Annotated in this window: 5 protein-coding genes and 3 pseudogenes; all 8 read right to left on the bottom strand. The window is 71.8% G+C overall.

Annotated elements, in window-relative coordinates; all coding sequences use genetic code 11:
- Window positions 1-53: 53 nt before the first annotated feature.
- The gene (locus WMF11_RS09505; protein ID WP_437977240.1) at window positions 54-950 is read right to left on the bottom strand and encodes an ABC transporter ATP-binding protein; all 897 of its coding nucleotides are present in this window, start codon (window positions 948-950) and stop codon (window positions 54-56) included.
- Window positions 947-1,693 carry a thioesterase II family protein gene (locus tag WMF11_RS09500; protein WP_437977239.1) on the bottom strand — a complete coding sequence of 249 codons (747 nt, stop codon included), beginning with the start codon at window positions 1,691-1,693 and terminating at the stop codon, window positions 947-949. Before WMF11_RS09500 ends, WMF11_RS09505 begins: the two co-directional genes overlap by 4 nt.
- Window positions 1,690-2,838: pseudogene (locus tag WMF11_RS09495) on the bottom strand (alpha/beta fold hydrolase); the annotation flags it as partial. The pseudogene WMF11_RS09495 and the gene WMF11_RS09500, both read right to left, overlap by 4 nt.
- Before the next feature lie 108 nt (window positions 2,839-2,946).
- Window positions 2,947-4,416: pseudogene (locus tag WMF11_RS09490) on the bottom strand (amino acid adenylation domain-containing protein); the annotation flags it as partial.
- 144 nt (window positions 4,417-4,560) lie between these two features.
- A pseudogene (locus WMF11_RS09485) lies at window positions 4,561-11,676 on the bottom strand (SDR family NAD(P)-dependent oxidoreductase); the annotation flags it as partial.
- A complete protein-coding gene (locus tag WMF11_RS09480) occupies window positions 11,673-15,077 on the bottom strand; it encodes a non-ribosomal peptide synthetase (protein ID WP_437977238.1) in 3,405 nt (1,134 codons plus the stop codon). The gene WMF11_RS09480 and the pseudogene WMF11_RS09485, both read right to left, overlap by 4 nt.
- 18 nt (window positions 15,078-15,095) lie before the next feature.
- Window positions 15,096-18,932, bottom strand: coding sequence for an SDR family oxidoreductase (locus WMF11_RS09475; RefSeq protein ID WP_437977237.1), 3,837 nt, complete (start codon window positions 18,930-18,932; stop codon window positions 15,096-15,098).
- 27 nt (window positions 18,933-18,959) lie between these two features.
- Entirely contained in the window at window positions 18,960-24,101 is a 5,142-nt protein-coding gene (locus WMF11_RS09470; protein WP_437977236.1) for an amino acid adenylation domain-containing protein, read from the bottom strand.
- Window positions 24,102-24,135: the final 34 nt, after the last annotated feature.

Genomic DNA, 24,135 nt, shown 5'->3' with positions numbered 1-24,135 from the left:
AGGCTCCGGGTCGCCTTGCACCCTTCGCCCCGAATCCCACGTCGCGGGGGTCGTCACGCGGACGCCTCGCGCAGGCTGTGGTGGTAGAGGTCCTCGAGCTCCGGCGTCTTCGGGCGGAACGCGTCGCCGGGCGGCGTCGCGCTCACCACCGTCACCACGACGTCGCCGCTCCTCGGAGACACCTGTAGAGGCCGTAGGTCTCGGGTGACCTCGGCCTGCCGCGCGCGTGCCAGACGCGCCTGCCAGAGCTTGCCCTCGAGCTCCGCGCACGCGGCTGCGGGCGGCCCGCGACGGACAATGCGGCCGCCCGAGAGGATCGCCATATCCGCGCAGAGGCTGGCGACATCGTCCACGAGGTGCGTGGAGAGGATGACGATCGCCTCAGCGCCGATCTCCGAGAGGAGTTGGTGAAGCCGGTTGCGCTCGGCCGGATCGAGCCCCGCGGTCGGCTCATCGACGATCACGAGCCGCGGAGAGCCGAGGAGCGCCTGCGCGATGCCGACGCGCTGCCGCATCCCGCCCGAGAACTCCGCGACCGGGCGGTCGGCCGTACCCGTGAGGTTGACGCGCTCGAGCAGCTCATGAACCGCGCGCGAGCGTTCGCGGCCGTCCACAAGGCCCTTCATCAACGCGATGTGATCGAGCAGCCCCCGCGCCGTCACGCCGGGATGCACGCCGAAGTCCTGGGGCAGGTAGCCGAGCCGGCGCCGGAGCGCCGCCGGGTCCGCGAGCACGTCGGTTTCGCCGAGGTGGATCGAGCCTGCATCCGGTCGCTGGAGCGTGGCGAGCGTCCGCATCAAGCTGCTCTTGCCGGCGCCGTTCGGCCCGAGCAGGCCGAAGAGTCCAGGGCCGACGTCGAGATCGATGCCGGACAGGGCGCGGACGCCGCCGGGATACGTCTTGTCCAGCCCGCGAATGCGCAGCTGCACGGAAGGTGTGGTGTCGTTCATCTCGTCGCAGTGGCCTGAAAAATCCTGGGGAACACGGCGGCCATCACGAGCGCGTCGTGCTGCTTGACGAAGAAGTGGTCTCCGGGGAGCTCGACGCGCTCGTAGCCCCGGGTCGAACAGAGGCTCCACTGCGCGGTCGCTTCCCAGGAAACCACGGTGTCGGCCCTCGCGGCACACACGGTGATGGGCACCGGCAGGGCGACGGGCTCGGGGCGGTGCCAGGTCTCCGCGACGGCGAGATCGGCGCGCAGCAGCCGACTGACCATCTCGCGGAGCTCGGCGTGCCGGAGAACATCGTCGGGGATCCCGCCTCGCCGCTGCAGCGCCTCGATGAAATCCGGCTCCGGCAGGCGGTGGAGCTGGTGCGGATCGGGCAGGTGCGGGGGACGCGCTCCGGAGACGAAGAGCCGCGCGGGCGTGGCGCCGGCCTCATGGAGGCGCTTCGCCAGCTCGAACGCAATGAGCCCCCCGAGGCTGTGTCCGAATATCACCGTCGGCGGCCCATCGCCGAGCTCGCGCTCGATGGCCTCGACGACCGCCGTCATCGAGAGCAACGGCGGCTCGCGCGCGCGCTCTTCCCGACCGGGCAGCTGGACGCGAACGACCTCGACCCCCTCGGGCGCGCGCTCCGGCCAGAGGCGGAAGAGCGACGCACCCGCGCCCGCATGGGGCAAGCACAGAAGCCGCGCGCGGGGCTTCGCGCTCGGTGCGCTCCTGATGAGCCAGCGCCCTCGATCGCTCATTGCGCAGCCTCCTCCGACGTGAGTCGAGGATCGGCGTGCAGCGTCCCCTTCGACATGGGTCGGGGATCGGCGTTCGCAGTCCCCGCCAGCACGCGCGCGACGATCGCAGCGACGCGCGACGCAATGGGATCGAGCGAGAAGTCGTAGTGCCCGCAGTCGAGCGTCTCGATCTCGAAGCGCCCCGCGAGGATCGGCGTCCACCCACGATCCGGCGGGAGATCGGGCGATGGGCCGCTGGACGCCTGCGCCGAGATGAGGAGCGCGTCCCCGGCGTAAGCTCGCGGCTCGTACCGCCCGAGGGCGCGGAGCTTGGCCGACAGGTGCAGGGAGATGCTCCTCCATGTCGCGGCATCGTCGCCGGGGGGGAGAATGCCGCGATGCACGGGCGTTGCCTGATCCCGCGACGCATCCCACGCCTGGATGAGCGCACCCGCGGGAACCTGGTCGAGCGGCAGGTCGAGCCACCGCTCGACGCCGTCACGAACCACCGAAGGCGCCGCGCTGTCGAGCAGGATGAGCGAAACGAGCGGCGCGCCGGCGTCCCGGAGGCGGCGCGCGACCTCGAGCGCGATCACGCCGCCGAATGACCAGCCCACGAGCACACAGGGGACTCGGTTTCTGCCGAGCGGATGCAACACCGCAGCGCAGTCGTCGGCAAGCGCATCGACGCTGAGATCTTCTCCCTCGCTTGCAGCACGTTCGACGGCGATCACGGTCGCCCGGCCGTCGAGCGCTCGGGCGAGCGCATCGTGCCTCCACATGCCGTCTCCCGGCGCCTCGATGCAGAAAATCTGCGCCGTATCCACCGCCCGGTTCAACCGGACTGCCTGGATGCCGCGCCGTGATCCATCGGAGTCCTCCGGCGCACACGCGAGCTCCGTCACGGTCGAGTGCGGAAACAGAACGTCATGTGGCACCGCGCGTCCGAGCTCCTCGCCCGTCGCCGGGGTTTCCAAGGAGGCGGCCTGGATCCGGGCGACGAGGCGCTCGAGCACCGGCTCGGTGAACAGCGCGCGGATCGGCACCTTGAGCCCGTACCGCCGCTCGATCTCCAGGACGAAGCGGGTGGCGGCGAGCGAATCGCCGCCGAGTTCGAAGAAGCTCGATCGCAGAGAGACGCGAGGCGCTCCGAGGATCTCCTGCCACAGCGCGGCGACATGGCGCTCGAGATCGGTGCGAGGAGCGATGTACTCGCCGACTTGCTCGGCTGCGTCGATCCTCGGCAATGCGCTGCGGTCGACCTTGCCATTGGCCGAGAGCGGCAGCGCGTCGATCGCTCGGACGTGCCGCGGCACCATGTGCTCCGGCAGCCGTTCGCGCAGGTGCTGCAGGAGCTCGGCCTCGCTCGCCTGGGCGCCGTCGCGCAGCACGACATACCCGCCGAGCTGCTTGCGGCTGTCCCTGGGGTCGCCGTGCGCGACGACCGCTGCCGCCTTGACGGAAGGGTGAGCAGCGAAGGCCGCCTCGATCTCGCCGAGCTCGACGCGATGGCCACCGACCTTGACCTGTTGATCATCGCGACCGAGCAGCTCGATGAGCCCGTCTCTCCACCGGCCGAGATCACCTGTTTTGTACAGCCGTTCTCCGATGAGCGCTTGAGGGCCCAGCTCGGCTTGTCCGAGCGAGGCCCCGCTCATTGAAGCGCCGGCCCAGGAGATGAAGCGCTCGGCCGTCTTCGTGGCGTCCCCCCAGTAACCGCGGGCGAGGCCGAGACCGCCGATATAGAGCTCTCCTGTCACGTGGTCCGGGCACTCCTCCATCCGATCGTTGAGCACGTACCAGCGCTGGTTCCGCAGCGGCCGACCGTAGGGCACGCTCGTCCAGCCCGGCAACGCTCGCTCGATCGGGTGAACGATCGACCAGATCGACGCTTCGGTCGCGCCTCCGAGGCTGATGCACCGGGTTCCCGGCGAGAGCCTGCGCAGCCGCTCTGGCAGTTCCAGCGGAATCCAGTCGCCGCTGAGCAGCGCGAGCCGCAGGTCGAGCGTCGCCGCGCTCCCCTCGGCGTAGTCGACGAGCATCTGCAGGAGCGCCGGCACGCTGTTCCAGAGCGTCACTCGTTCGCGCCGCAGCAGCGACAGCCAGTGCGCTGGGTCCTTCTCGGCCCCCCGCTCTGGCATCACCAGGCAGGCGCCTGCGGCGAGCGTTCCAAAGACGTCGTAGACCGACAGATCGAAGCTCAGCGACGAGATGCCGAAGACGCGATCCTCCGGTCCCACGCCAAACCGATCGTTGATGTCCTCCACGGTGTTGGCCGCGCTCCGGTGCTCGATCATCACGCCCTTGGGGACCCCCGTGGAGCCCGACGTGTAGATGATGTAGGCGAGATCGTGAGGACCCTGCCGCGGCTCACCCCATGACGGCGCGCGATGACCGGCGTCATCGACCGTCTCGATCTCGATGCCTCGAGGGAGGGTGATGCGCCCCTTCACCGCGGTTTGCGTCAACACGAGCTTCGCGCCCGTGGTCTCGAGCAAGGCGTGGATGCGCTTTTCGGGCAGGGTCGCGTCGATGGGCACGTAAGCGCCGCCCGCCTCGAGCACGGCCAGAACGGCCACCACCTGCTCCCAGCCGCGCTCCATCACGACCGCCACGAGCTCGCCGGAGGCCACGCCGCGCGCGAGGATCCTGTCGGAGACCCACGCGGCGCGCCCGGCGAGCTCGCCGTACGAGAGGCGTCGTTCGTCGCAGACGAGCGCCTCGCGCTCGGGATGCGCCTGCGCGTTGCGGCGGAAGGCGCTGTGCAGAAGATCACCGCTCTCCGGCGCTCCGGCGGCGTTCTGCCGCCGGCGCAGCGCGGCCTGGTCAGCGGGCAAGCCGACCGGGCTCGCCTCCTGCCATGCCGGAGAGCCCTCCTCGCCGAGCCGCTCCAGAAGCCCCGTGTACGCCGCGAACATCGCCTCCAGCGCGCCCGGCGCGAACGCCTCCTCGACCGCGTCCCAGTAGACACCGAGGCGCCCCTCGCTCTCGTGGACGTGGTGATCGAGCAGGACCTGCGGCGTCTGGCTGATGCTGAACACCATCTCGCCGAGCCTCGCCGTCTGCGCGGCGTCGTCCGCCTGCTGCGTGTCGGCCTGACGGTCGAGGCCGAAGAGGCTCGTGAAGACCACCGGCGTGATGAGCTCCGGCCGGTCCTCATGCATCCTCCGGAGCTCGCGCAGCACGCGCACGCCGCCCACATGACGGTGCTCGAGATCGTCGAGGAGCTGCCGCTGGACGGCCATCGCGCGCTCGACGAACGTCGCTCCCTGCCGGCGATCGACGACGAGCGGCGTCAGCGTCGTGAACTCACCGACGACCTCCTGCACCTGTGGGTCGATCGGCAATCGGTTGAACGTCGGCAGGCTCAGCGTGAACCGCTGGCGGCGCGTGAAGGCGCCGAGCACCTCCGCGTAGACGGCGAGCAGCACCCCTGAGGGCGTGAGCCCGAAGCTCGCCGCCCGCGACTTCAGCCGCGACCACGCCTCGCGCGGGAGCCGGTGCCCCCGGCGCTCGAAGCGCGGCTTCTGGATGCGCGCCGGATCCTTGGCGAGGGGCAGCGCCGGTCCGAGCGGCATGTCCTGGAGGCGCGCCTCCCAGTACCGCCATGAGCGTGCATAGGTCGCGGAGCGCTCGAAGGCGCGCTGAGCCGCGACATAATCGCGGAAGCGGACGCCGAGCGGGGGCAGCTCTCGGTCTTCCACCTCGTAGAGCTCGGCCCACTCGCGCAGCACGATCGCCATGCTGCGGCCGTCGAGAGCGATCATGTCGATGCCGAGGTGGACGCGGGTGGTGCCTTCGTCGATGCGCGTGGCGCGGATATCGAAGAGCGGCCAGCGCTCACACGGGGCAGCCCGGTGCGAGAGCGAGGCGCGGAGCTCAGCAAGCCTGTCCGCCCGCTCGGAGTTGGACGTCCCCGAGAGGTCGAGCAGCTCGATCCGATAGGCGGGGACGGCCTCGAGCACCTGCTGCCGGCCGTCGGGCAAGAGGACGACACGCAGCATGTCGTGACGATCGATGAGGCGCTGCAAGGCGCGCTCGAGGCGCGCGAGATCGAGGGCCTTGCAGTCGAGCTCAGAGTAGCCGTAGCAGGACACATCGCCGAGGATCATGTCGGCGCCGCGGCCGATCCAGTACGCCTGCTGCACCTCGTTCAGGGGGAATGGGTCGTACCGCCCCGCCTCGTCGTTCTGGAAGAAAGCGCGCGGGTCGTCGCCTTGTGCAGGCTCAGCACCCGTGAGCGCTGCGGTGATGTGCTCGGTCAGGGCGCCGGCCGTCGGCACCCCGTTCGCGGCGCGCAGGACCTTGTTCGGCGCGATCCGGACACTGAGCTCCTTCGAGAGCGAGGCAGTGAGGTTCAGGAACATCAACGAATCGAGGCCGAGCTCCATCAGGTTTGCGGTGGGCTCGATTCGCCCCTCGTCGATGCGGAGCATCCGGGCGAGGCGTCGGCGAACGTGTGCCGCCGTCTCGGTAGCGCGTGCGCCTTCGGGCAATGCCTTGAGTCTGCGGCCTGCCGCGTCCTCCTCCACCGGCTCCGCTGGGTCCGCGGGCCGTTCGACCTCGTCGTAGATGGCGGGCACCGCGCTCCGCGGATAGCCACGCAGCAGCTCGGGCCAGCGGGCGTCGAGGATCCCGAGGTGCACCCTCGCCGTCCCGAACGCGCGATCGAGGCACGCCAGGGCGTACTCGGGGGTGAGGCCCAGCAGGCCCCCGCGCTCGACCTGTGCGGCGTGCACCGGATCCGCGACAGCGCCGACGTGCAGCCAGAGGCCCCAGCTGACGCTGAGCGCGGGGAGGCCTCGGGCACGACGGAATGCCGCGAGCGCATCGAGAAACGCGTTCGCCGCACCGTAATGCGGCAAGCCGTACGCCGGAACGAGGCTGACGGAAGAGGAGAACAGGAGAAAGAAGTCGATGGAGAGGTCGCGCGTGACCTCGTGGAGCACCCACGCCCCCTCGACCTTGGGTGCGAGGACGGTCGCGAACTCGTCCCACAGAGGACGCCCTGACGACATGCCCGCGCCGAGGTCGAGCGCGCTGTGGACGACGCCGCCGAGCGCCGCACCGGAACGCTGAATCTCATCGATGAGCGCGCGCATGGCCGCGAGATCAGTCACGTCGCCGCGAGCGAGGTCTACCTTCACGCCACGCGCGCGCAGGTCCTCTGCGAGGGAGAGCGCCCGCTCGCCGGGCTCCGACCGGCCGAGGAGCACGAGGTGCCGCGCGCCCTTGTCGGCCAGCCGCTCGGCGACCTTCATCCCGATCCCGCCGCGGCCGCCCACGATGAGGTACGTGCGATCGGGCGACACCGGGATCTCGGCATCGGCCGCGCCGAAGTCACGCCGCGACATCCGCACGATGCGCGGCGCGAGCACCCTCTCGCCGCGAAGCGCGACGATCTCCTCGTTCGGCCCTATCCGCGTGAGGACATCGAGCACGGGCGCCAGATCCTGCGGCGCCATGGCCGGGTCGACATCGACGAGCCGGAGGTGCAGCTCCGGGTGCCCCACGGCAATGCTGCGCACGAAGCCGAGGAGCGGCGCCTCGGCGACGGCAGGGGCCTCATCGCCGATCGCTTGCGCACCGCGCGTGAAGACCAGGAACCGTTCGAGGTCTTCCCACGAGGTCCCGTCGAGCGCTCCAACGAGGTGCAGCATCCCCTTCAGGTGCCGGCGCTGCGCAGCGCTGATGGCGGTGACGGTATCAGCGCGCTCCGCGTCCAGACCCCAGAAGCACGCAATGGATCGCCGGGCGAGGGCTCGGTCCTGGTCGATCGCTCGCACAGCGCGAGCCAGACCCTCAGGCTGGTCGAGATCGACCACGTGGCAGGTGGCGCCCGCGAACGCTGCCTCGCCTCCGGGCGTGTCCGGCGTGAGCACCACGGAGGCGCGCGCGCCGGCCCTCGCGAGGGCTTCGACGAACGTGCGCGCGAAGCCGCCGCGGTCCGCGCAGACGATCCAGGCGGTCCCACGTAGTGCGTCGGTCGAGTGCGGCGCGGCCGCGAGCTCCGCCGCGGGGCGCCAGTCGATGCCGTAGAACAGGTCTGTCCGGACGGCCTCACCCGGCGCGCGGTCGCGGCGCGCTGCGGCTCTGCCCACGAAGGCCCGCCGCTTCCCCCCGGCCTGCGCGACCAGCACCCGCTCGCCGATGGGCGCCCCTGCCGAGCGCGCGTCCGGGAGCGCCTTGCGCTGGACGAAGCCGCACTCCGCCAGCAGGCGCTCCCACGCGTCTTCCTCCAGGAACATGCGCCCGCGGCGCAGCTCGCCGTCGGTCACGTCGCCGAGGAGCAAGCCCGTCGTCAAATCAGCGGTAAGGCTGTTGCGCGTGACCTCATAGAGGACGAGCACACCGGACGGCGCCAGAAGGCTCCTGGCATTCTGAAGGGCGCGCCGGAGGTCCGGCGCGGCGTGCACGGAGTTCGCGGCGACGATGAGGTCGAAGCTGTGCGGAGCGAACGACTGCTCGAGCAAGCTCCTGCCGATGTCGAGGAGGCGGAGTTCGAGCTTCGGATAGAAGGAGAAGCGCTCTCGCGCGCGCTCCAGGAATACGCGCGATACATCGGTGAACACGTAGGCCGTGTCGCCGTCGAGCAGCGGGAGGATCTGCTCCGTGGTGGCGCCGGTGCCGCCGCCGATCTCCAGGATCCGCGCCGGCCGGAGCTCGCTCTCGACGAGGGCGCGCACGACCTCGCGCACGATCCCGTTGAAGTAGCGCGACGTCGGGAGCTCCGCGTAGACGCGGTAGGCGGCGTCCACGCTGCCATCGCTGAAGATCGCGGCGCGCGGGTCGCGCGCCCCCGTCAGGACCGCGGGCAACGCCCGGCCCATGGCGAGCACGATCTCCCCGAGCGCGGACGTCCTCGCATGGAACGCCGCCGCGGCGCGCTCGGCGCGCGCGCACGCCTCCGGCGAGATCGACGCGAGCTCGCCGTAGCGCCCGCCGTCGCCTCGCCGTAGCTCGCCACGCGCCGCGAGGGTCTCGGCGACGGAGCGCACGACGCGAACGAAGCGGGGAGCGACCCCGGCCGCTGCGCAGGCTTCCTCCGGCGTCGACCACCCGAGGTCCCCCTCCGGGCTCCGGGTCGCCTGACGGAGCCCTCCGCCCCGAGCCTCGCCCCGGAAGAGCCCGAGGTGCCCGAACGCGAGGCGGAAGTAGGACGAGCACAGATCCTCGAGGGACCGTTCCTCCTCGACGTGGGTCGCGAGATCGAGCGCGACGAGCCCTGCTTCCGCCTGCTCGCTCCCGGCGCGCATGAGATCGGGGAAGACGTCGTTGCCGCCTCCCTGCACGGCTCTCTCGGGCGCCTCCGCGGCGGGGCCGCGGAGCTCGACCCGCTCGAACGGCGTCGCGGGGAGGCGCACGCGACGGCCCTGGCCGTCGTGAACGGCCGCCCAGTCGATGTCCACGCCAGCGGCGTAGAGCTGCGCGAGCGCCTCCGAGATCGCGTCGCGATCGTCCTGGCCGCCGGAGAGCGAGGCGATGAAGACCGCATCGCCGCCGGAGAGCACCTCGGCGCCGAGCTTCGTCAGCACGGCCTGAGGTCCGATCTCCAGGAACACGCGGTGGCCCTCGCGCGCGGCGAGCCCGAGGCAGCGCGCGAACTCCACCGGGCAGAGGAGCTGCTCCGGCCAGTATGCGGGGTCGAGCCGCTCTCCGGGCCGGAGCACCCGGCCGCCCACGTTCAGGAACAGGGCCATGCTCGCAGGGTGGTGCGGGACCTCGGCCGCGCGCCGCAGCGGGTCGCGGACAGGCTCCATCAGCGGCGAGTGGAAGGCGTGCGCGACGTGGAGCGGGCGGGTGGTGACGCCCCGGCGCTCGAAGGCCTCGACGTGCTTCCGCACGGCGTCCCGCGCGCCCGAGATGACGACGCGCTCCTCGCCGTTGATCGCCGCAATGGCGACCGGCCCCGATCCGCCCGCGAGCTGGTCCTCGACGAGCCCGCGCGGCGCGAACACGGCCACCATCTCCCCTGGACCGGGCGCGCCGTGCATGAGCTCGCCGCGCACGGCGGTGAGCCGGAGCGCGTCTTCCAGGCTCAGCACGCCGGCCACGGCGGCGGCCGCGAGCTCGCCGACGCTGTGGCCAAGCACGGCGGCCGGCGCGACGCCCCAGGCCTTCCAGAGCTCGGAGAGCGCAAACGCGACGGAGAACAGGCACGGCTGCGCGTAGCGCGTCTCCTTGAGCCTCTCGCCCCCGTCGAGCGAGGTGACCATCCGGACGAGGTCGAACCGGTCGCGCAGGACGGCTGCGCAGCGGTCGAACGCGGCCCGGAACGGCTGGTGCGCCTCGTAGAGCCCCCTCGCCATCCCCGCGTATTGCGCTCCCTGACCGGTGAAGAGGAAGACCGGCTTGATGCCCGAGAGAGAGTGCGCGCCGCTGCTCTGGAAGCGGCGCGCGTTCGGATCGACGCTCGGGGCTCCGGGTCGCCGTTCGGCGCCCTCCGCCCCGGACCCCAGAGCACGCCGCAGCTCGTCGTGGGAGTCCGCGACGATGGCCAGGCGGCGCGTGAAGTGGTGCCTGCCGACGTTGGTGGTGTACGCGACGTCGGCGACCTCGTGGGTCGGCCCGCCGCCGCCGCGGAGGCGATCGCAGTAGGCGCCCGCGAGCGCGAGGAGGCGCTCGTCGCTCATCGCCGACAGCGTCACCACAGGGCGAACGCGGGACGAAGACTCGCGACGCCCGCGCCGGGGCGGCTCCTCCAGGACGGCGTGCGCGTTCGTGCCGCCGAACCCGAACGAGCTGACGCCGACGCGACGAGGCGTGGCGCCGGCGGGCCAGGAGCGCCGTTCCTTGGCGAGATAGAAGGGGGACCGCTCGATCTCCATCTTCGCGTTCGGCCGATCGACGTGGAGGCTCGGGGGGATCTGCCCGTGGTGAGCCACGAGGGCGGCCTTGATCAGGCTCGCGATGCCGGCCGCAGCGTCGAGGTGCCCGATGTTGCTCTTCACCGAGCCGAGGGCGCAGAACGACTGCGCGTCGGTCTCGGCACGGAAGACGCGCGTGAGCGCCTGCACCTCGATCGGATCGCCGAGCGGCGTGCCGGTGCCGTGCCCCTCGAGGTAGCCGACGCTCGCGGCGGAGACATCGGCGACCGCGAGCGCCTCGGCGATGACCCGCGCCTGCCCCTCGGCGCTCGGCGCGGTGTAGCCGATCTTGTCCGCGCCGTCGTTGTTCACGGCCGAGCCGCGCAGCACCGCCCAGATGGGATCGCCGTCGGCGATCGCCTCCGCGAGGCGCTTGAGCAGGACCACGCCCACGCCGTTGCCCCCGACCACGCCCGCCGCTCGCTCGTCGTAGGCGCGGCACCGCCCGTCGGGCGAGAGGATCAACCCCTCCTGGTAGAGGTAGCCGACCTCCTGAGGCAGCGTGATCGTCGCGCCGCCCGCGAGCGCCATCGCGCACTCGCCGCTCAGGATCGACTGAGCGGCGAGGTGCACGGCCACGAGCGAGGTCGAGCACGCCGTCTGGACCGTGAGGCTCGGCCCCTTGAGGTCGAGCTTGTACGAGACGCGCGTGGCCAGGTAGTCCTTGTCGTTCGCCGTGAGCAGGCGGAGGGATCTCGCCGTCGCTCCTTCCCTCGGGTCGAGGAGCGCGGGCGGGAGGTGCGTGCTCGCGCTGCATCCGGCGAAGACGCCGGTCGGGACCGAGACGCCGCGCGGCGCGTAGCCGGCATCCTCGAGGGCCTCCCACGCGCACTGCAGAAAGAGGCGCTGCTGCGGGTCGATGAGCTCGGCCTCGCCCTCCGCGTAGCCGAAGAGCGCCGCGTCGAAGGCGTAGACGTCGTCGAGCACGCCGCCTGCCGGCACGTAGTCGGGGTGCTTCGCGAGCTCCTCCGGGACGCCGGCGGCGCGGAGCTCGTCGATCGAGAACCGCGCGATCGACTCCCTGCCATGCAGGAGGTTGTCCCAGAACTGGTCAACGGTCTTCGCGCCGGGGAACCGGCACGCCATGCCGATGATCGCAACCGCGTTCGTCTCGTCCAAGAGCCTGTCCTCGCTCATCGCTGCTCCTCGCTCTCGCTCTCGTTCTCGGTCGAGCGACCCCGCGCGCGCTGCTGCCGGCGCCGCGCTCCTTGCAGGCGCGCGAGGCTCACGGGGTCCTCGGTCGCTCGCGCGGCGCCCTCGCCAGCTGCAGGACCGACGTCGCGGCAGGCCATATCCAGGCGCGCCGCGAGGGCGGCCACGCTCCCGTGCTCGAACAGGTCGAGCACGGCGATCTCTCGGCCGAGCCGCGCCTCGAGAACCTTGTGGACCTCGACGAGGGCGAGGGAGGTCGCGCCAAGCTCGAGGAAGCGGGCCTTGACGCTCACCTGGGGGAGGCGCAGCACCTCGGCGACGACCCCGGCGAGCGTGCGCTCGAGGTCGGTGCGCGGCGCGATGTACTCGCCCAAGCGGTCGCTCACGTCGACCTTGGGAAGCGCGCGGCGGTCGACCTTGCCGTTGGCCGAGAGCGGCAGCGCGTCGAGCTGCCGGATGTGCCGCGGGATCATGTGCTGCGGCAGCCGCTCGCGCAGGTGCTGCAGCAGCTCCGCCTCGCTGGCCTGCGCCCCCGGACGCAGCGTCGCGTAGCCGACGAGCTGCTTCTGGCTGTCCTGCGCCTCTCCCTGCGCCGCCACGACCGCTTCCCTCACGCTCGGGTGCTCCACGAGCGCCGCCTCGATCTCGCCGAGCTCGATCCGGTGGCCGCCCACCTTCACCTGCTGGTCCTCGCGGCCGAGGATCTCCAGCACGCCGCCTTCGCGGTAGCGACCCAGGTCCCCCGTCCTGTACAGCCGCTCGCCCGTCCCCGCCCACGTCACGAAGCGCTCGGCGGTCCTGGTCGGATCGTCCCAGTAGCCGCGGGCGAGGCCGAGACCGCCGACGTAGAGCTCTCCGGTCACGTGGTCCGGGCACTCCTCCATCCGCTCGTCGAGCACGTACCAGCGCTGATTCCGCAGCGGCCGGCCGTACGGCACGCTCGTCCAGCCCGGCAGCGCGCCCTCGATCGGGTGAACGATCGACCAGATCGACGCCTCCGTCGCGCCCCCGAGGCTCACGGCACGGACGCCGGGCGCAACCTTGCGCAGCCGCTCGGGGAGATCCAGCGGGATCCAGTCGCCGCTCAGGAGCGCGACCCGCAGGCACGCGAGCGAAGCGCCGCGCCCCTGGGCGAAGTCGACCAGCATCTGCAGGAGCGCCGGCACGCTGTTCCAGAGCGTCACCCGTTCGCGCTGCGCGAGCGCGAGCCAGCGCTCGGGATCCTTGTCGTGGCCTCGGCCGGGCATCACCAGGCAGCCGCCCGCCGCGAGCGTGCCGAAGACGTCGTAGACCGACAGGTCGAAGCTCAGCGACGAGACGCCGAAGACGCGATCGGAGGGGCCAACATCGAAGCGCTCGTTGATGTCCTCGATCGTGTTGACGGCGCTCCGGTGCTCGATGACGACGCCCTTCGGCGTGCCGGTCGAGCCGGAGGTGTAGATGACGTAGGCGACGTCCTCGCGCGTCTGCCTCGGCGCGTCCCGCGAGGGCGCGCACCGGCCCGCGTCGTCGACCGTCTCGACGGCGGCGTGGCCGCGCAGCGCGAGGCGCTCCTTGACCCACGACTGCGCGAGCACGACGCGCGCCCGCGTGGCCTCGAGCAAGGCGTGGATGCGCCTCTCGGGCAGCGTCGCGTCGATGGGCACGTAGGCACCGCCCGCCTCGAGCACGGCGAGCACGGCCACCACCTGCTCCCAGCCGCGCTCCATCACGACCGCCACGAGCTCGCCGGGGGCTACTCCGCGCGCGCGCAGGCGCGCCGAGAGCCACGCCGCACGCTCGGCGAGCTCGCCGTACGAGAGGCGCCGATCCTCGCAGACGAGCGCCTCGCGCTCGGGGTGCGCCTGCGCGTTCCGGCGGAAGGCGCTGTGCAGCAGATCGCCGCTCTCCGGCGCGCCCGTGGCGTTCTGGCGCCTGCGCAGCGCGGTCTGCTCGGCGGGCAGACCGACCGGGCGCTTTTCCTGCCACGCCGAGGAGCCGTCCTCGGCGAGCCGCTCGAGCAGCCCCACGTACGCCGCGAACATCGCGTCCAGCACCCCCGGAGCGAACGCGTCCTCCACCGCGTCCCAGGCAAGGATCAGCGCGCCGTGGTCCTCGTGGAGCTGGTGATCGAGGAGCACCTGCGGCGTCTGCGTGACCGAGTACGTGAGCTCACCGAGGTGGCCGGCGGGGGCGGCGGCGCAGCCGGCGGGGCCGATCGCGAGCATGCTTGTGAACACCACCGGCATGAGCGCGGCCCCCGTTCGGCGGTGCACGTGCGCGTAGTGGCGGAGCGCGTGCATGCCGCTCACCCGGCGGTGCTCGAGATCGCGGAGGAAGCTCTCCTGGAGGGCGCGCACGCGCTCGGCGAAGGTCGCGCCGCCATCGCGGACCTCGACCAGGAGCGTGCTGGTGAAGTCGCCGGCGATGCGGTCGACCTCGGGATGGACCGGGTGCCGATCGAAGATCGTCAGGTTGACGGTGAAATCGCGCCGCCTGCCGAAGCGGCGCAGCACCTCGGCGAACGCCGCCAGCACGAGCACGGACGACGTGGCGCCGAGCTCCCGGCTCCGGTCCTTGAGCCGAGACCACACCGCGGGCTCCAGGCGGCGCTGCCGGCGGACGAAGCGCGGGCGCTCGATGTCGGAGGCCCGCACGCGGAGCGGCAGCTCGGGCGCCGGCGGCAGGGTCTCGGCGCGGCGCTTCCAGTAACGCTCGGACTCGCGCCACTCTTCGGTATCCTGCTGCGCGCGCAGGTAGAGCACATAGTCGCGGAAGGAGACCGCGAGCGGCGGGGGATCGAACGCGGGATCCTCGTAAAAGCGGCGGATCTCGCCCTGCAGGAGCGCCGCGCTGTGGCCGTCGAGGAGCAGCGCGTCCGAGCTGATGTGGATGCGCGCGCGATCTTCGTCGAGCCGCGCTACGCGGACCGCGAACATGGGCCAGCGGTGCGGGTCCGGTACCCGATGGGACATCGCGTCGCGCACCTCCCGGAGCGCCAGCTCGCGCTCCTCGGGCGTCCGGCGGCGGAGGTCGACCACGTCGACGCGGAAGCGCGGGATCTCGCGGAGGACGGTCTGCGTCCCGCCGGGGTTCACCACGGCGCGCAGCATGTCGTGCCGCGCGACGGCCCGGTTCCACGCCTCCTCGTAGCGCTCCACATCGAGGCCCTGGACGTCGAGCTCCTGGTAGCCGTGGCACGCGACGTTGCCGAGCTCGAAGTGCCCGCTCCGCCCGAGGAAGTACGCACCCTGCACGTCCGTCAGGGGGAAGGGCTCGTTCCGGCGCTCCAGATCCACGTGGAGCTTCGGGCCGGCGCTCTCGTCGGACGCGATGCCCTGCTGGCCGAGGAGCATCGCGACGAGCTTCTGTTGTTCATCGGACAGATCGAAGCCTGATAGCGACATGATGGTTGCCTCCTGCGCTCAGCGATTCTGGGCAGCGTCGAGCGCGCGCCGGACCTCGTCCGGGCTCATGCGCTTGACCTTCTGGACGGCGGTCGCGATGGCCATCGCCCGCCCCGCTACGGGGTCGATTTCGACGATGGCGTCGGCGAGCCCGGCGATCGTCGATGCGGCGAAGAACCTCGCGATGGGCAGCTTCACGCGGAAGCTCTCCGCGATACGCGCAACGAGCGGCATCGCCGCGAGCGACTCTCCGCCGAGATCGCGGAACGCGTCGTGGATCCCGATGGGCTCAACGCCGAGCGCGTCCTGCCAGATGTCGACGAGGCAGTGCTCGAGGTCGTTCCTCGACGGCGCATAGCTCACGCCCAGCGCAGGCCGCCCCGCAGTCCGGCGCGGCGGGGCAGGGTCCACGAGCCCCTGCGGCGCCTCCCCTCCCCTCGCCGCGGCCGATGTGAGGCGGCGCTGGATCTGCTCCAACCGCGCCGCGAGATCGACGGTCGACACGACGACCTGCCCGGCGGTGCCAAGCGACAGGATGGCTTCCAGCGCCTCGCCGCCCTCCTCCGGCCGGATCGCGGTCGAGGTCGGCGACGCGGCGGAGCGCTGCCAGGCGTCCCAGTCGACCGCGATCCAGGGGGTGTCGCCCTTCCGGCTGCGCTCGACCGCGAACGCGTCCAGGAAGTGGTTGGCAGCCGCATAGGCCGCGAAGCCGATGCCCCCGAGGATCGTCGAGAGCGACGAGCAGAGGAGCACGAAGTCGAGCTCTCGCGAGAGCACCCTGTCGAGCACGCGCGTCCCCTCCACCTTGGCTCGGAAGTGCGCGCGGGCATGCTCGGGCCCGGTCTCCCGTGCGTCCCGGAAGATCTCGGGCCCCACCGTCCCGGCCGCGTGGACGACCCCGTGGAGCGCGCCGAAGCGGCGGTGCGCCTCCGCAACCACGCCCGCCATCCGCTCCTCGTCGGCGACGTCAGCCGGCAGGACGAGGACCTCGGCGCCGAGGCGCTCGAGGCGCTGGACCGCGGCGATCTGCCTGCTCACCCGATCGCTCGGGTCGTGGGAGCGCACCCACGCGTCCCACGCGTCCCGCGGGATCAGGCCCGCGCGGCTGGTCACGATCAGCCGCGCCCGCGCGGCGCGCGCGAGGTGCTCCGAGAGCGCCATGCCGACCGCTCCGAGCCCGCCGACGACGAGGTAGACGCCGCGATCCCGCAGCCGCGACCGTGCAACGGAGGGGAACACGCGGATCGGCTCATAAGCGGCGACCCAGCGGTGGAGGTTCCGGTAGGCGACGAAGGGGACGGCGGACGCCGATCCCCGACCCTCGTCAACGCGGACGGCGGACGCCGATCCCCGACCCTCGTCAACGCGGACGGCGGACGCCGATCCCCGACCCTCGTCAACGCGGACGGCGGACGCCGATCCCCGATCCGCGCGCTCGCCCTCGTCGCCACCCGCTCCGAGTTCGCGGAGGAGGTGCTCCACGAGGCCTGTCCCACAGCCGGTGACGTCGACGACCTGGCACCTCAGCGACGGGATCTCCTGCGGGAGGACACTGCACGCGCTCAGCAGCGTCGCTTTGTCCGCCACGATGCGCTCGTCGCCCAGCACCGAGAAGAGCTGATCCGTCAGCACGACGACGTGAACCGCGTCGCCCGCGCCCCGGGCCGCGATCGCCTGCGAGAGGCGCAGGAGGCCGAAGAAGCCGAGGCGCTGCTGCTCCTCGAACGTCAGCGGCCCCGCGCTGTCTTCGGTCAGGCTCCAGAGGTGGAGCACGCTGGGCGGAGCCGCTCCGCTCGCGGAGACCTCCTCCAGCAGCCGATCGTGGTCGGCGCGCGACGACGGATCGATCTGGAACCGGCCCGTGCCGACCTTGGCGAACGCTGCGCCCGGGCTCACGACGATGACATCGTTCGACCTCTGCTCGAGCGCCTCGATGAGCGCCGCAGCCAGCCGGGAACGATCCGCGAAGACGAGCCAGCGCCGCGGCTTCGTCGAGCGCTCGCCGATCGGCGGCGAGCGCCTCCACGAGGGCGCGTAGAGCCACTCCGCCACGGGTCGTCGCTCCGTCGTGGCCCCTCGCGCCGGCCCGGGCTCGGACGCCGGCGCATCGATCCAGTGACGCTCTCGCTCGAACGGGTAGGTCGGCAGCGGGACGCGGCCGACCTCCTCCCGTCCCGCCCACTCGCTGCGAAAATCGACCGGCGCGCCCGCGAGCCACGCGCGCCCGAGGCGCTCCTTCGCGGTCGCGCGCGCATCCGCACTGCCCGCCACGGGCGCTTCGCCGGCGGGCGCGTCACCCTCGACGAAGCGCCGGGGGTCCGTCAGCGCGCGCGCCGCGTCCGCGACGTCGTGCGCCACGACGAACCGCCGGTGCTCGAACGTCCTGCGGCCGACCTGCAAGGTGTAAGCGACATCGGCGAACCGCAGCCCCGGCGTCCTTGCGAGGTGGTCCGCGAGCCGCTGGCAAGCCGACTCGAGCGCGGCCCGCGAGCGCGCCGAGACCACAAGGAGCTCCGGAGCGGGCGCCACGGGTCGCGCGCGCTCTGCGGAGGGAGGCTCTTCGAGCACCACGTGCGCGTTCGTGCCGCCGATCCCGAGCGAGCTGACCGCGGCGCGCCGCGCACCGCGCTCAGGCGCGGGGAAGCTCTCCCCCCGCGAGAGCACGGAGAAGCCCAGCTCCTCGAGACGCGCCGCCGGGTTCGGTCGCTTATAGTGGAGCGTCGCCGGCAAGAAGCGGTGCTTCAGGCAGAGCGTCGCCTTGATCAGGCCGACCACCCCCGCGGCGGCGTCGAGGTGTCCGATGTTCGACTTCACGGAGCCAAGGACGCAGCGCGCCCCCGCCGCTCGCCCGTAATACCGGCCCAGCGCCTCCACCTCGATCGGATCGCCGAGCCGCGTGCCCGTCCCGTGCGCCTCGACGTAGGCCACCGTGCTCGGGTCGACGGCCGCGAGCGCGAGCGCCTCGCCGATGACCTTCTGCTGACCCGCGACGCTCGGCGCCGTGTACCCGATCTTGCCCGCTCCGTCGTTGTTGATGGCGAAGCCCCGGATCGTCGCGTGGATCGTGTCGCGATCTGCGAGCGCCTCCGAGAGCCGCTTCAGCACGACGACCGCGACGCCGTTGCCCTCGACGACGCCCGAGCCCTCCGCGTCGAAGGGCCGGCACCTCCCGTCCCCCGAGAGGAGCCCCTCGTCGGGGTCCGTCCAGTACCCCACCTCCTGCTTCGCGCGGACGCCGACCCCGCCGACCACGGCGAGATCGCACTGCTGGTTCAGCAGCGCCTGCGCGGCCAGGGCGACGCCGACGAGCGAGCTCGAGCAGGCGGTCTGCACCGACACGCTCGGGCCGGTGAGGTTGAGTTTGTACGAGACGCGCGTAGCCAGGTAGTCCTTGTCGTTGCCGATCACGACCTCGAGCTGCCTGGCGATGTCCTCGTAAAACGGCGCGCGGCAGACGTTGTACAGGTACGTATTGAAGTTCGCGCCCGCGTACACGCCGATCGTGCCGCGCGCCTCGTCGACGTAGCCGGCGTGCTCGAGCGCCTCCCACGCGCACTCCAGGAAGAGCCGGTGCTGCGGATCGGTCACCGCGGCCTCGCGGGGCGTCATCGCGAAGAACCCGGCATCGAAGCCGGCGATATCGCCGAGGATGTACCCCGCGTCGACGTAGCGCCGCCCGCCTTCTCGACGCTCCGGCCCGTCGTGGAAGCGCGTGAGGACGTCGCGCGCAGCGACGAGGTCGTCCCAGAACGCGTCCACGTTGTCCGCGCCGGGAAACCTGCCGGCCATACCGATGATGGCGACCCCGAGGTCGCACTCGCCGGAGCCATCCTGACGATCAGCGCTGCTGTCCACCGCGTCCCTCCTTGAGCCAGCCATCCCTCACGTCCCCCGGCGCCGGAGGCGCACGGCCGCCGCACGACGGCGCTCAGCCCGCTCCTCCGGAAGCACCTGCACGGGTGGAGCCCCGTTCCCTGGCGGCCCCGCTTCCATCGCCCCGATGCCTTCGCCGCCGCACGGCGCCTCCGCCTTGCGGAGGACGTCCGCGATGGCCCGCACCGTCGGGTGCTCGAAGACGGCGATGACCGGGAGCTCGACCCCGAACCGCTCCTTGATCCGGGCCAGCACATGGATCGCGGAGACCGAATCGCCGCCGATGTCGAAGAAGTTCCGAGTGACGTCGATCGACGCCTCCGGCCGCCGTAGCACCTCGCCCCAGATGCTGCGGATGACCGCCTCGATCTCGCCCTCGGGCTGCGCCTCCGGCAGCGCAGCGTCCGACGCATCGCACAGACGCGCGAGCGCAGCCCGATCGACCTTGCCGTTCGGCGTGAGCGGCAGCTCGCTCACCACGCGCAGAGACGACGGCACCATGTACTCCGGCAGGTGGCGCGCGAGGTGAGCTCGCAGATCGCCCGTTCCCACGGCCTCCTCCGCGAGCACGACCCCGGCGACCAGCCGCCGTCCGCGCGCTGCCTCGGGGGCCGCGACCGCGCAGGCGCGCACGCCGGGGCAGCGCTGGAGCACGGCCTCGATCTCGCCGAGCTCGACGCGGTAGCCGTTGATCTTGACCTGCTGGTCCTGGCGCCCGAGGAACTCGATCTCGCCGCTCGGGAGCGAGCGGCCGAGGTCTCCTGTGCGGTAGAGGCGCTCGCCGGTCGCGGGGTGGACGATGAACGATGCCGCTGTGCGCTCCGGGTCGTTCAGGTAGCCCTGCGCCACGCCGACTCCCCCGATGAACAGCTCGCCGACAGCCCACGTAGGGCGCCTCCGGAGCTGCGCGTCCAGCACCTCGACGCTCTGGCGCGCGAGCGCCCGACCGTAAGGGATGCTGCGCCACGACGGGTCGACCTCCCCGATGACGTGGTGAATCGACCAGATCGACGCCTCGGTGGCGCCGCCAAGGCTGACGATCTGGACGCGCGGATTCAGGCGGCGGATTCGCGCCGGCAGATCGACCGGGATCCAGTCGCCGCTCATCAGGATGAGCCGCAGGGAGCCGAGCGCGCGCGCCGCCGAGGCGTCGCCGGCCGTCTCCACGAGCAGGCCCGCGAGCGACGGGACGGAGTTCCAGATGGTGACCCCGTGCTCCGAGAGGCAGTGGCGAAAGTGGCCCGGATCCTTGAGCTTCTCCTCGTCCGGAAGCACGACGGCGCCGCCGCGGCTGAGCGGGCCGAAGACGTCGTAGACCGACAGATCAAAGCCGAGCGACGAGATGCCGAAGACGCGATCGTCCGGCCCCACGCCGAAGCGATCGTTGATGTCCTCGACGGTGTTGACCGCGCTCCGGTGCTCGATCACGACGCCCTTGGGCACCCCCGTCGAGCCGGACGTGTAGATGACGTATGCAGGGGAGGTCGGGCTACGGCGCGGCGGGAGATCGCCGGCTTGCCGCGACAGCTCGCGCTCGTCGATCTCGATGCAGCGCGTCCCAGCGGGCCAGGAGAGCTCGCGCGAGAAACGAGGGAGCGTCAGCACGGTACGAATGCCCGCCTGACGCATGAGCGCGAATCGCCGCTCTGCCGGAAGCGAGGCATCGAGGGGGACGTAGGCGCGGCCCGCTATCGAGGCGCCGAGCGCCGCGACGACTTGCTCCAATCCTTTCGGTAGGACGACGCCGACGAACTCGCCATCGCCGCGCTCTCCGAGGATCGCCGCCGCGACCCCCCGGGCCAGCCCGAGCAGCTCGCCGTAGCGCAGCGAGCGCTCGCCCGTGACCACCGCGACGCGCTCCGGCGCCCTCGCCGCCCAGGCCACGAAGCCATCGTGGAGCAGGGCATCGGGCCCGCGAGGCCCGACGACCTCCGGCAGGGCCGTGGGCGGAGCGCCTGGCACCCAGGCCCGCTGTCTCCAGGCGTCGTCGCTCCGCGCGAGCCGCCCGACCGCGCCGCGGAGCGCCTCGAACATCGCGTCCAGGACGCCCGGCGGGAACAGCTCTTCGACGGCGTCCCAGCACGCGATGAGCGCGCCGCCGCGGTCCACGACCTGCAGGTCGATCCACACCTGCGGCGTCTGGGTGATCGCGTCGACCTCCCGGCCGAACCGCTCGATCGCCCCAGCGTCTCGCCCGAGCGCCTCGAACCCGAGCTCGCTCGTGAACACGACCGGCGCGGCGACCTGCCGGCGGCCCTGGGCCATCCGATCGCGCAGCACCTCGACGCCGCTGTAGAGCCGGTGGTCGAGGTCCGCCCAGAGCCGCTGTTGAAGGGCCCGGGCGCGCTCCAGGAAGCTCTCGCCCGCGCGGTGGTCGACCTCGAGCAGCGTGATCGACGTGAAGTCGCCGACGAGCTGATCGCTGTCGTCGCACAGGGGAAGGCGGTTGAACAGCGTCAGGTTGAGGCAGAAATGCGGCGACTTGCTCCAGGCCGACAGCACCTCCGCGTACACGCTCAGGAGGACCGCGGCCTCGGTGAGCCCCGCGGCGTGCGCCTTCTGGCGAAAGGACCGAAAGGCGTCCTGATCGAGCTCGAAGCGCCGGCGCCCGAACCTCGGCCGCTGCAACGTCCAGGGGTCCTTCGCGAGCGGCAGCTCGGGGCCCGGAGGCAGCGAGGGGGCGCGCTTTCTCCAGTACGCGGCGGATGCGGCGTAGGCCTCCGTGCGCTTGAGCGCCTCGAGCGCCATGACATAGTCCCGGAAGGACGTGGCGCTCGGCAGGAGGAGCCGGCCTGGATCCTCGTAGAGGCGGCGCCACTCCTCGACGACGCGAAACAGACTCTGCGCGTCCAGGATGAGGGCGTCGAAGCTCAGGTGAAGGCGCTGCGCTCCGCCGGGCAGCCGCGTGGCCCGGATGTCGAACAGCGGCCACCGTTCGGCGGGGAGCACCTGATGGGAGAGCTCGTCGCGGAGCCGCTCCACGTGGGCGCCTGCCTCCGCGGCGCTCGCGCCGCCGAGATCGTAGGTCGCGATCTCGTAGGGTGGCACGTGCTCCAGCACCTGCTGACGACCGTCCGAGCGGATGACCGCGCGGAGCATCGGATGGTGCTCCACGACCCTGCGCCATGCCTGCTCGAGCCGCGCCACATCGAACGTTCCCTCCAGCTCGACATAGATGTGCGTGGCGACGCCGCCGAGCTCGAAGATCTCGTGGCGTCCGAGCCAGTAAGCGTGCTGCACGCCGGTGAGCTCGAAGGGCTCGTGCGCCTCGGCCGGCCGCGCGAGGGCGCGCGGGAGGGAGCGCACGCCGAGCGCGTTCGTCTGAAGATACCGCTCCTCGAGCCGCCGGCAAAACGACGCGAGCGTGGGCGCCTCGATGAGATCGGAGAGGCTCGCGCGGACCGCAAAGGCGCGGTCGACCTCCGCGAGGACCGAGAGCGCCGCGATGGAGTGCCCCCCGAGGGCGAAGAAGCTGTCTTCCTCACCGACCGACTCGACGCCGAGCGCCCTCGCCCACAGGAGCGCCATGCTGCCGGCGAACGAGGCGCCGTCCGCCGCCACCCCCGTCCTGCCGGCGTCCGGGGAAGGCAACCGGCCTCGATCGATCTTGCCGTTCAGCGTGAGAGGCAGCTCGCGCAGCAGGATCAGCTGGCTCGGCACCATGTACGCCGGCAGCCGCTCCGCCGCGAACGCCAGTACCTCCTCCGCGGCCGGAGCGCCCTCGGCGCTCACCGGAACCGCATAGGCGACGATCCTCTCGCCCGCGGACGAGGCATGGAGCATGGCGAAGGCCGTCTTCAGGCCGGGATGGGCGGCGAGGTTGACCTCGATGTCGCCAAGCTCGATCCGATGCCCGCGCAGCTTGACCTGGTGATCGATGCGCCCGAGGAAGTCGATGTTCCCGTCGGGCCGGAGGCGCGCGAGATCGCCGGTGCGGTAGAGGCGCCCCTCCTTCGGCGTCTCCGGCGGGCGGCCGTCGCACGCCGAGCCAGTGTCGAAGGGGTCTCGAATGAACCGGGACCGGGTGAGCTCAGGCCGGTTGTGGTAGCCCCGCGCGACCCCTGCTCCACCGATGTAGAGCTCCCCCACGGCTCCAGGGGGCACCGGCTGGAGTGCCTCATCGAGGAGGCGGACATGCACGTTGGCGATCGGCTTTCCGACGTGCGGAGGACGCTGGTCGCCGTCCGGTGCCTCCGCCACCCTGCCCCAGGTCGCGACGATCGTCGCCTCCGTGGGCCCGTACAGGTTATGGAGCTCGAAGGGCACGCCCCGGGGCGCATAGGCACGCAGGCGATCGCCCCCCACGAGCATCTTCTTCAGCGACAGCCTCGGCGGCGCGGGCTCTCGAAGCAGCGTCTCGGCGAGCGGCGTCGGCAAGCTGCAGCAGGTGATCGCCTCCTCCGCCAGCCAGCGATAGAGCGCGCCAGGCCTGCCGTAGTCGGCCCGATCAGCGAAATGCAGGCTCGCCCCGCTCACGAGCGCGGGCCAGATCTCCCACACGCTCCCATCGAACGACGGCGCGAACACCTGACTCACGCGGTCGTGAGGACCGAGCCCGAAGGTCTCGATATCCCAGAGGACGAAATTGACGATCGCACGGTGCTCGATCATCACCCCCTTGGGCTCTCCGGTCGATCCCGACGTATAGATGAGATAGGCCAGGTCGTCCGCGGCCGGCGGTCGCCATGGGTCTCGCGCTTTCGGCGCCGCCTCCTCCACCACCCCGCTCCCTTCCCCGTCGGGCCGGTCGATCCGCAAGACGACGTCGGCCTCGATCCCTCCGCGGTCCGCGAGCAGGATCTCGGCGCCTGAGTCCTCGAGCATGAACGACAGCCGCTGCTGCGGACACCGCGGATCCAGAGGGAGGTACGCGCCGCCCGCGAGCAGGACGGCGAGCTGGGCGATCACCATCTCCGGGCTCGGCGTACAGCAGACGGCCACGAAGCTCCCTGGCCGCACACCGCGGGCGCGCAGCGTCCGCGCGAGCCCGGAGGCCCGCGCCATGAGCTCGCGGTACGAGTAGGCCTTGCGGCGATCGGCGAGGGCCAGCTTGTCCGCGTGGCGGCGAGCGCTCTCTTCGACGAGCGCATGGAGTAGCCCGGTGCCTCCCGCGGCACGGGCGGCAAGTGGACGTGACGAGCCTGTGATCATGAGATCACCCGCTTTCCCTTCCTGATAGGCGTCG

It is taken from the genome of Sorangium sp. So ce295 (assembly GCF_051527405.1).
In the GTDB taxonomy this organism is placed as follows: Bacteria; Myxococcota_A; Polyangia; order Polyangiales; family Polyangiaceae; genus Sorangium; species Sorangium cellulosum_B.
Note: the sequence above shows the minus strand (reverse complement) of the source record. Positions and strands in the feature narration are given on the sequence as shown.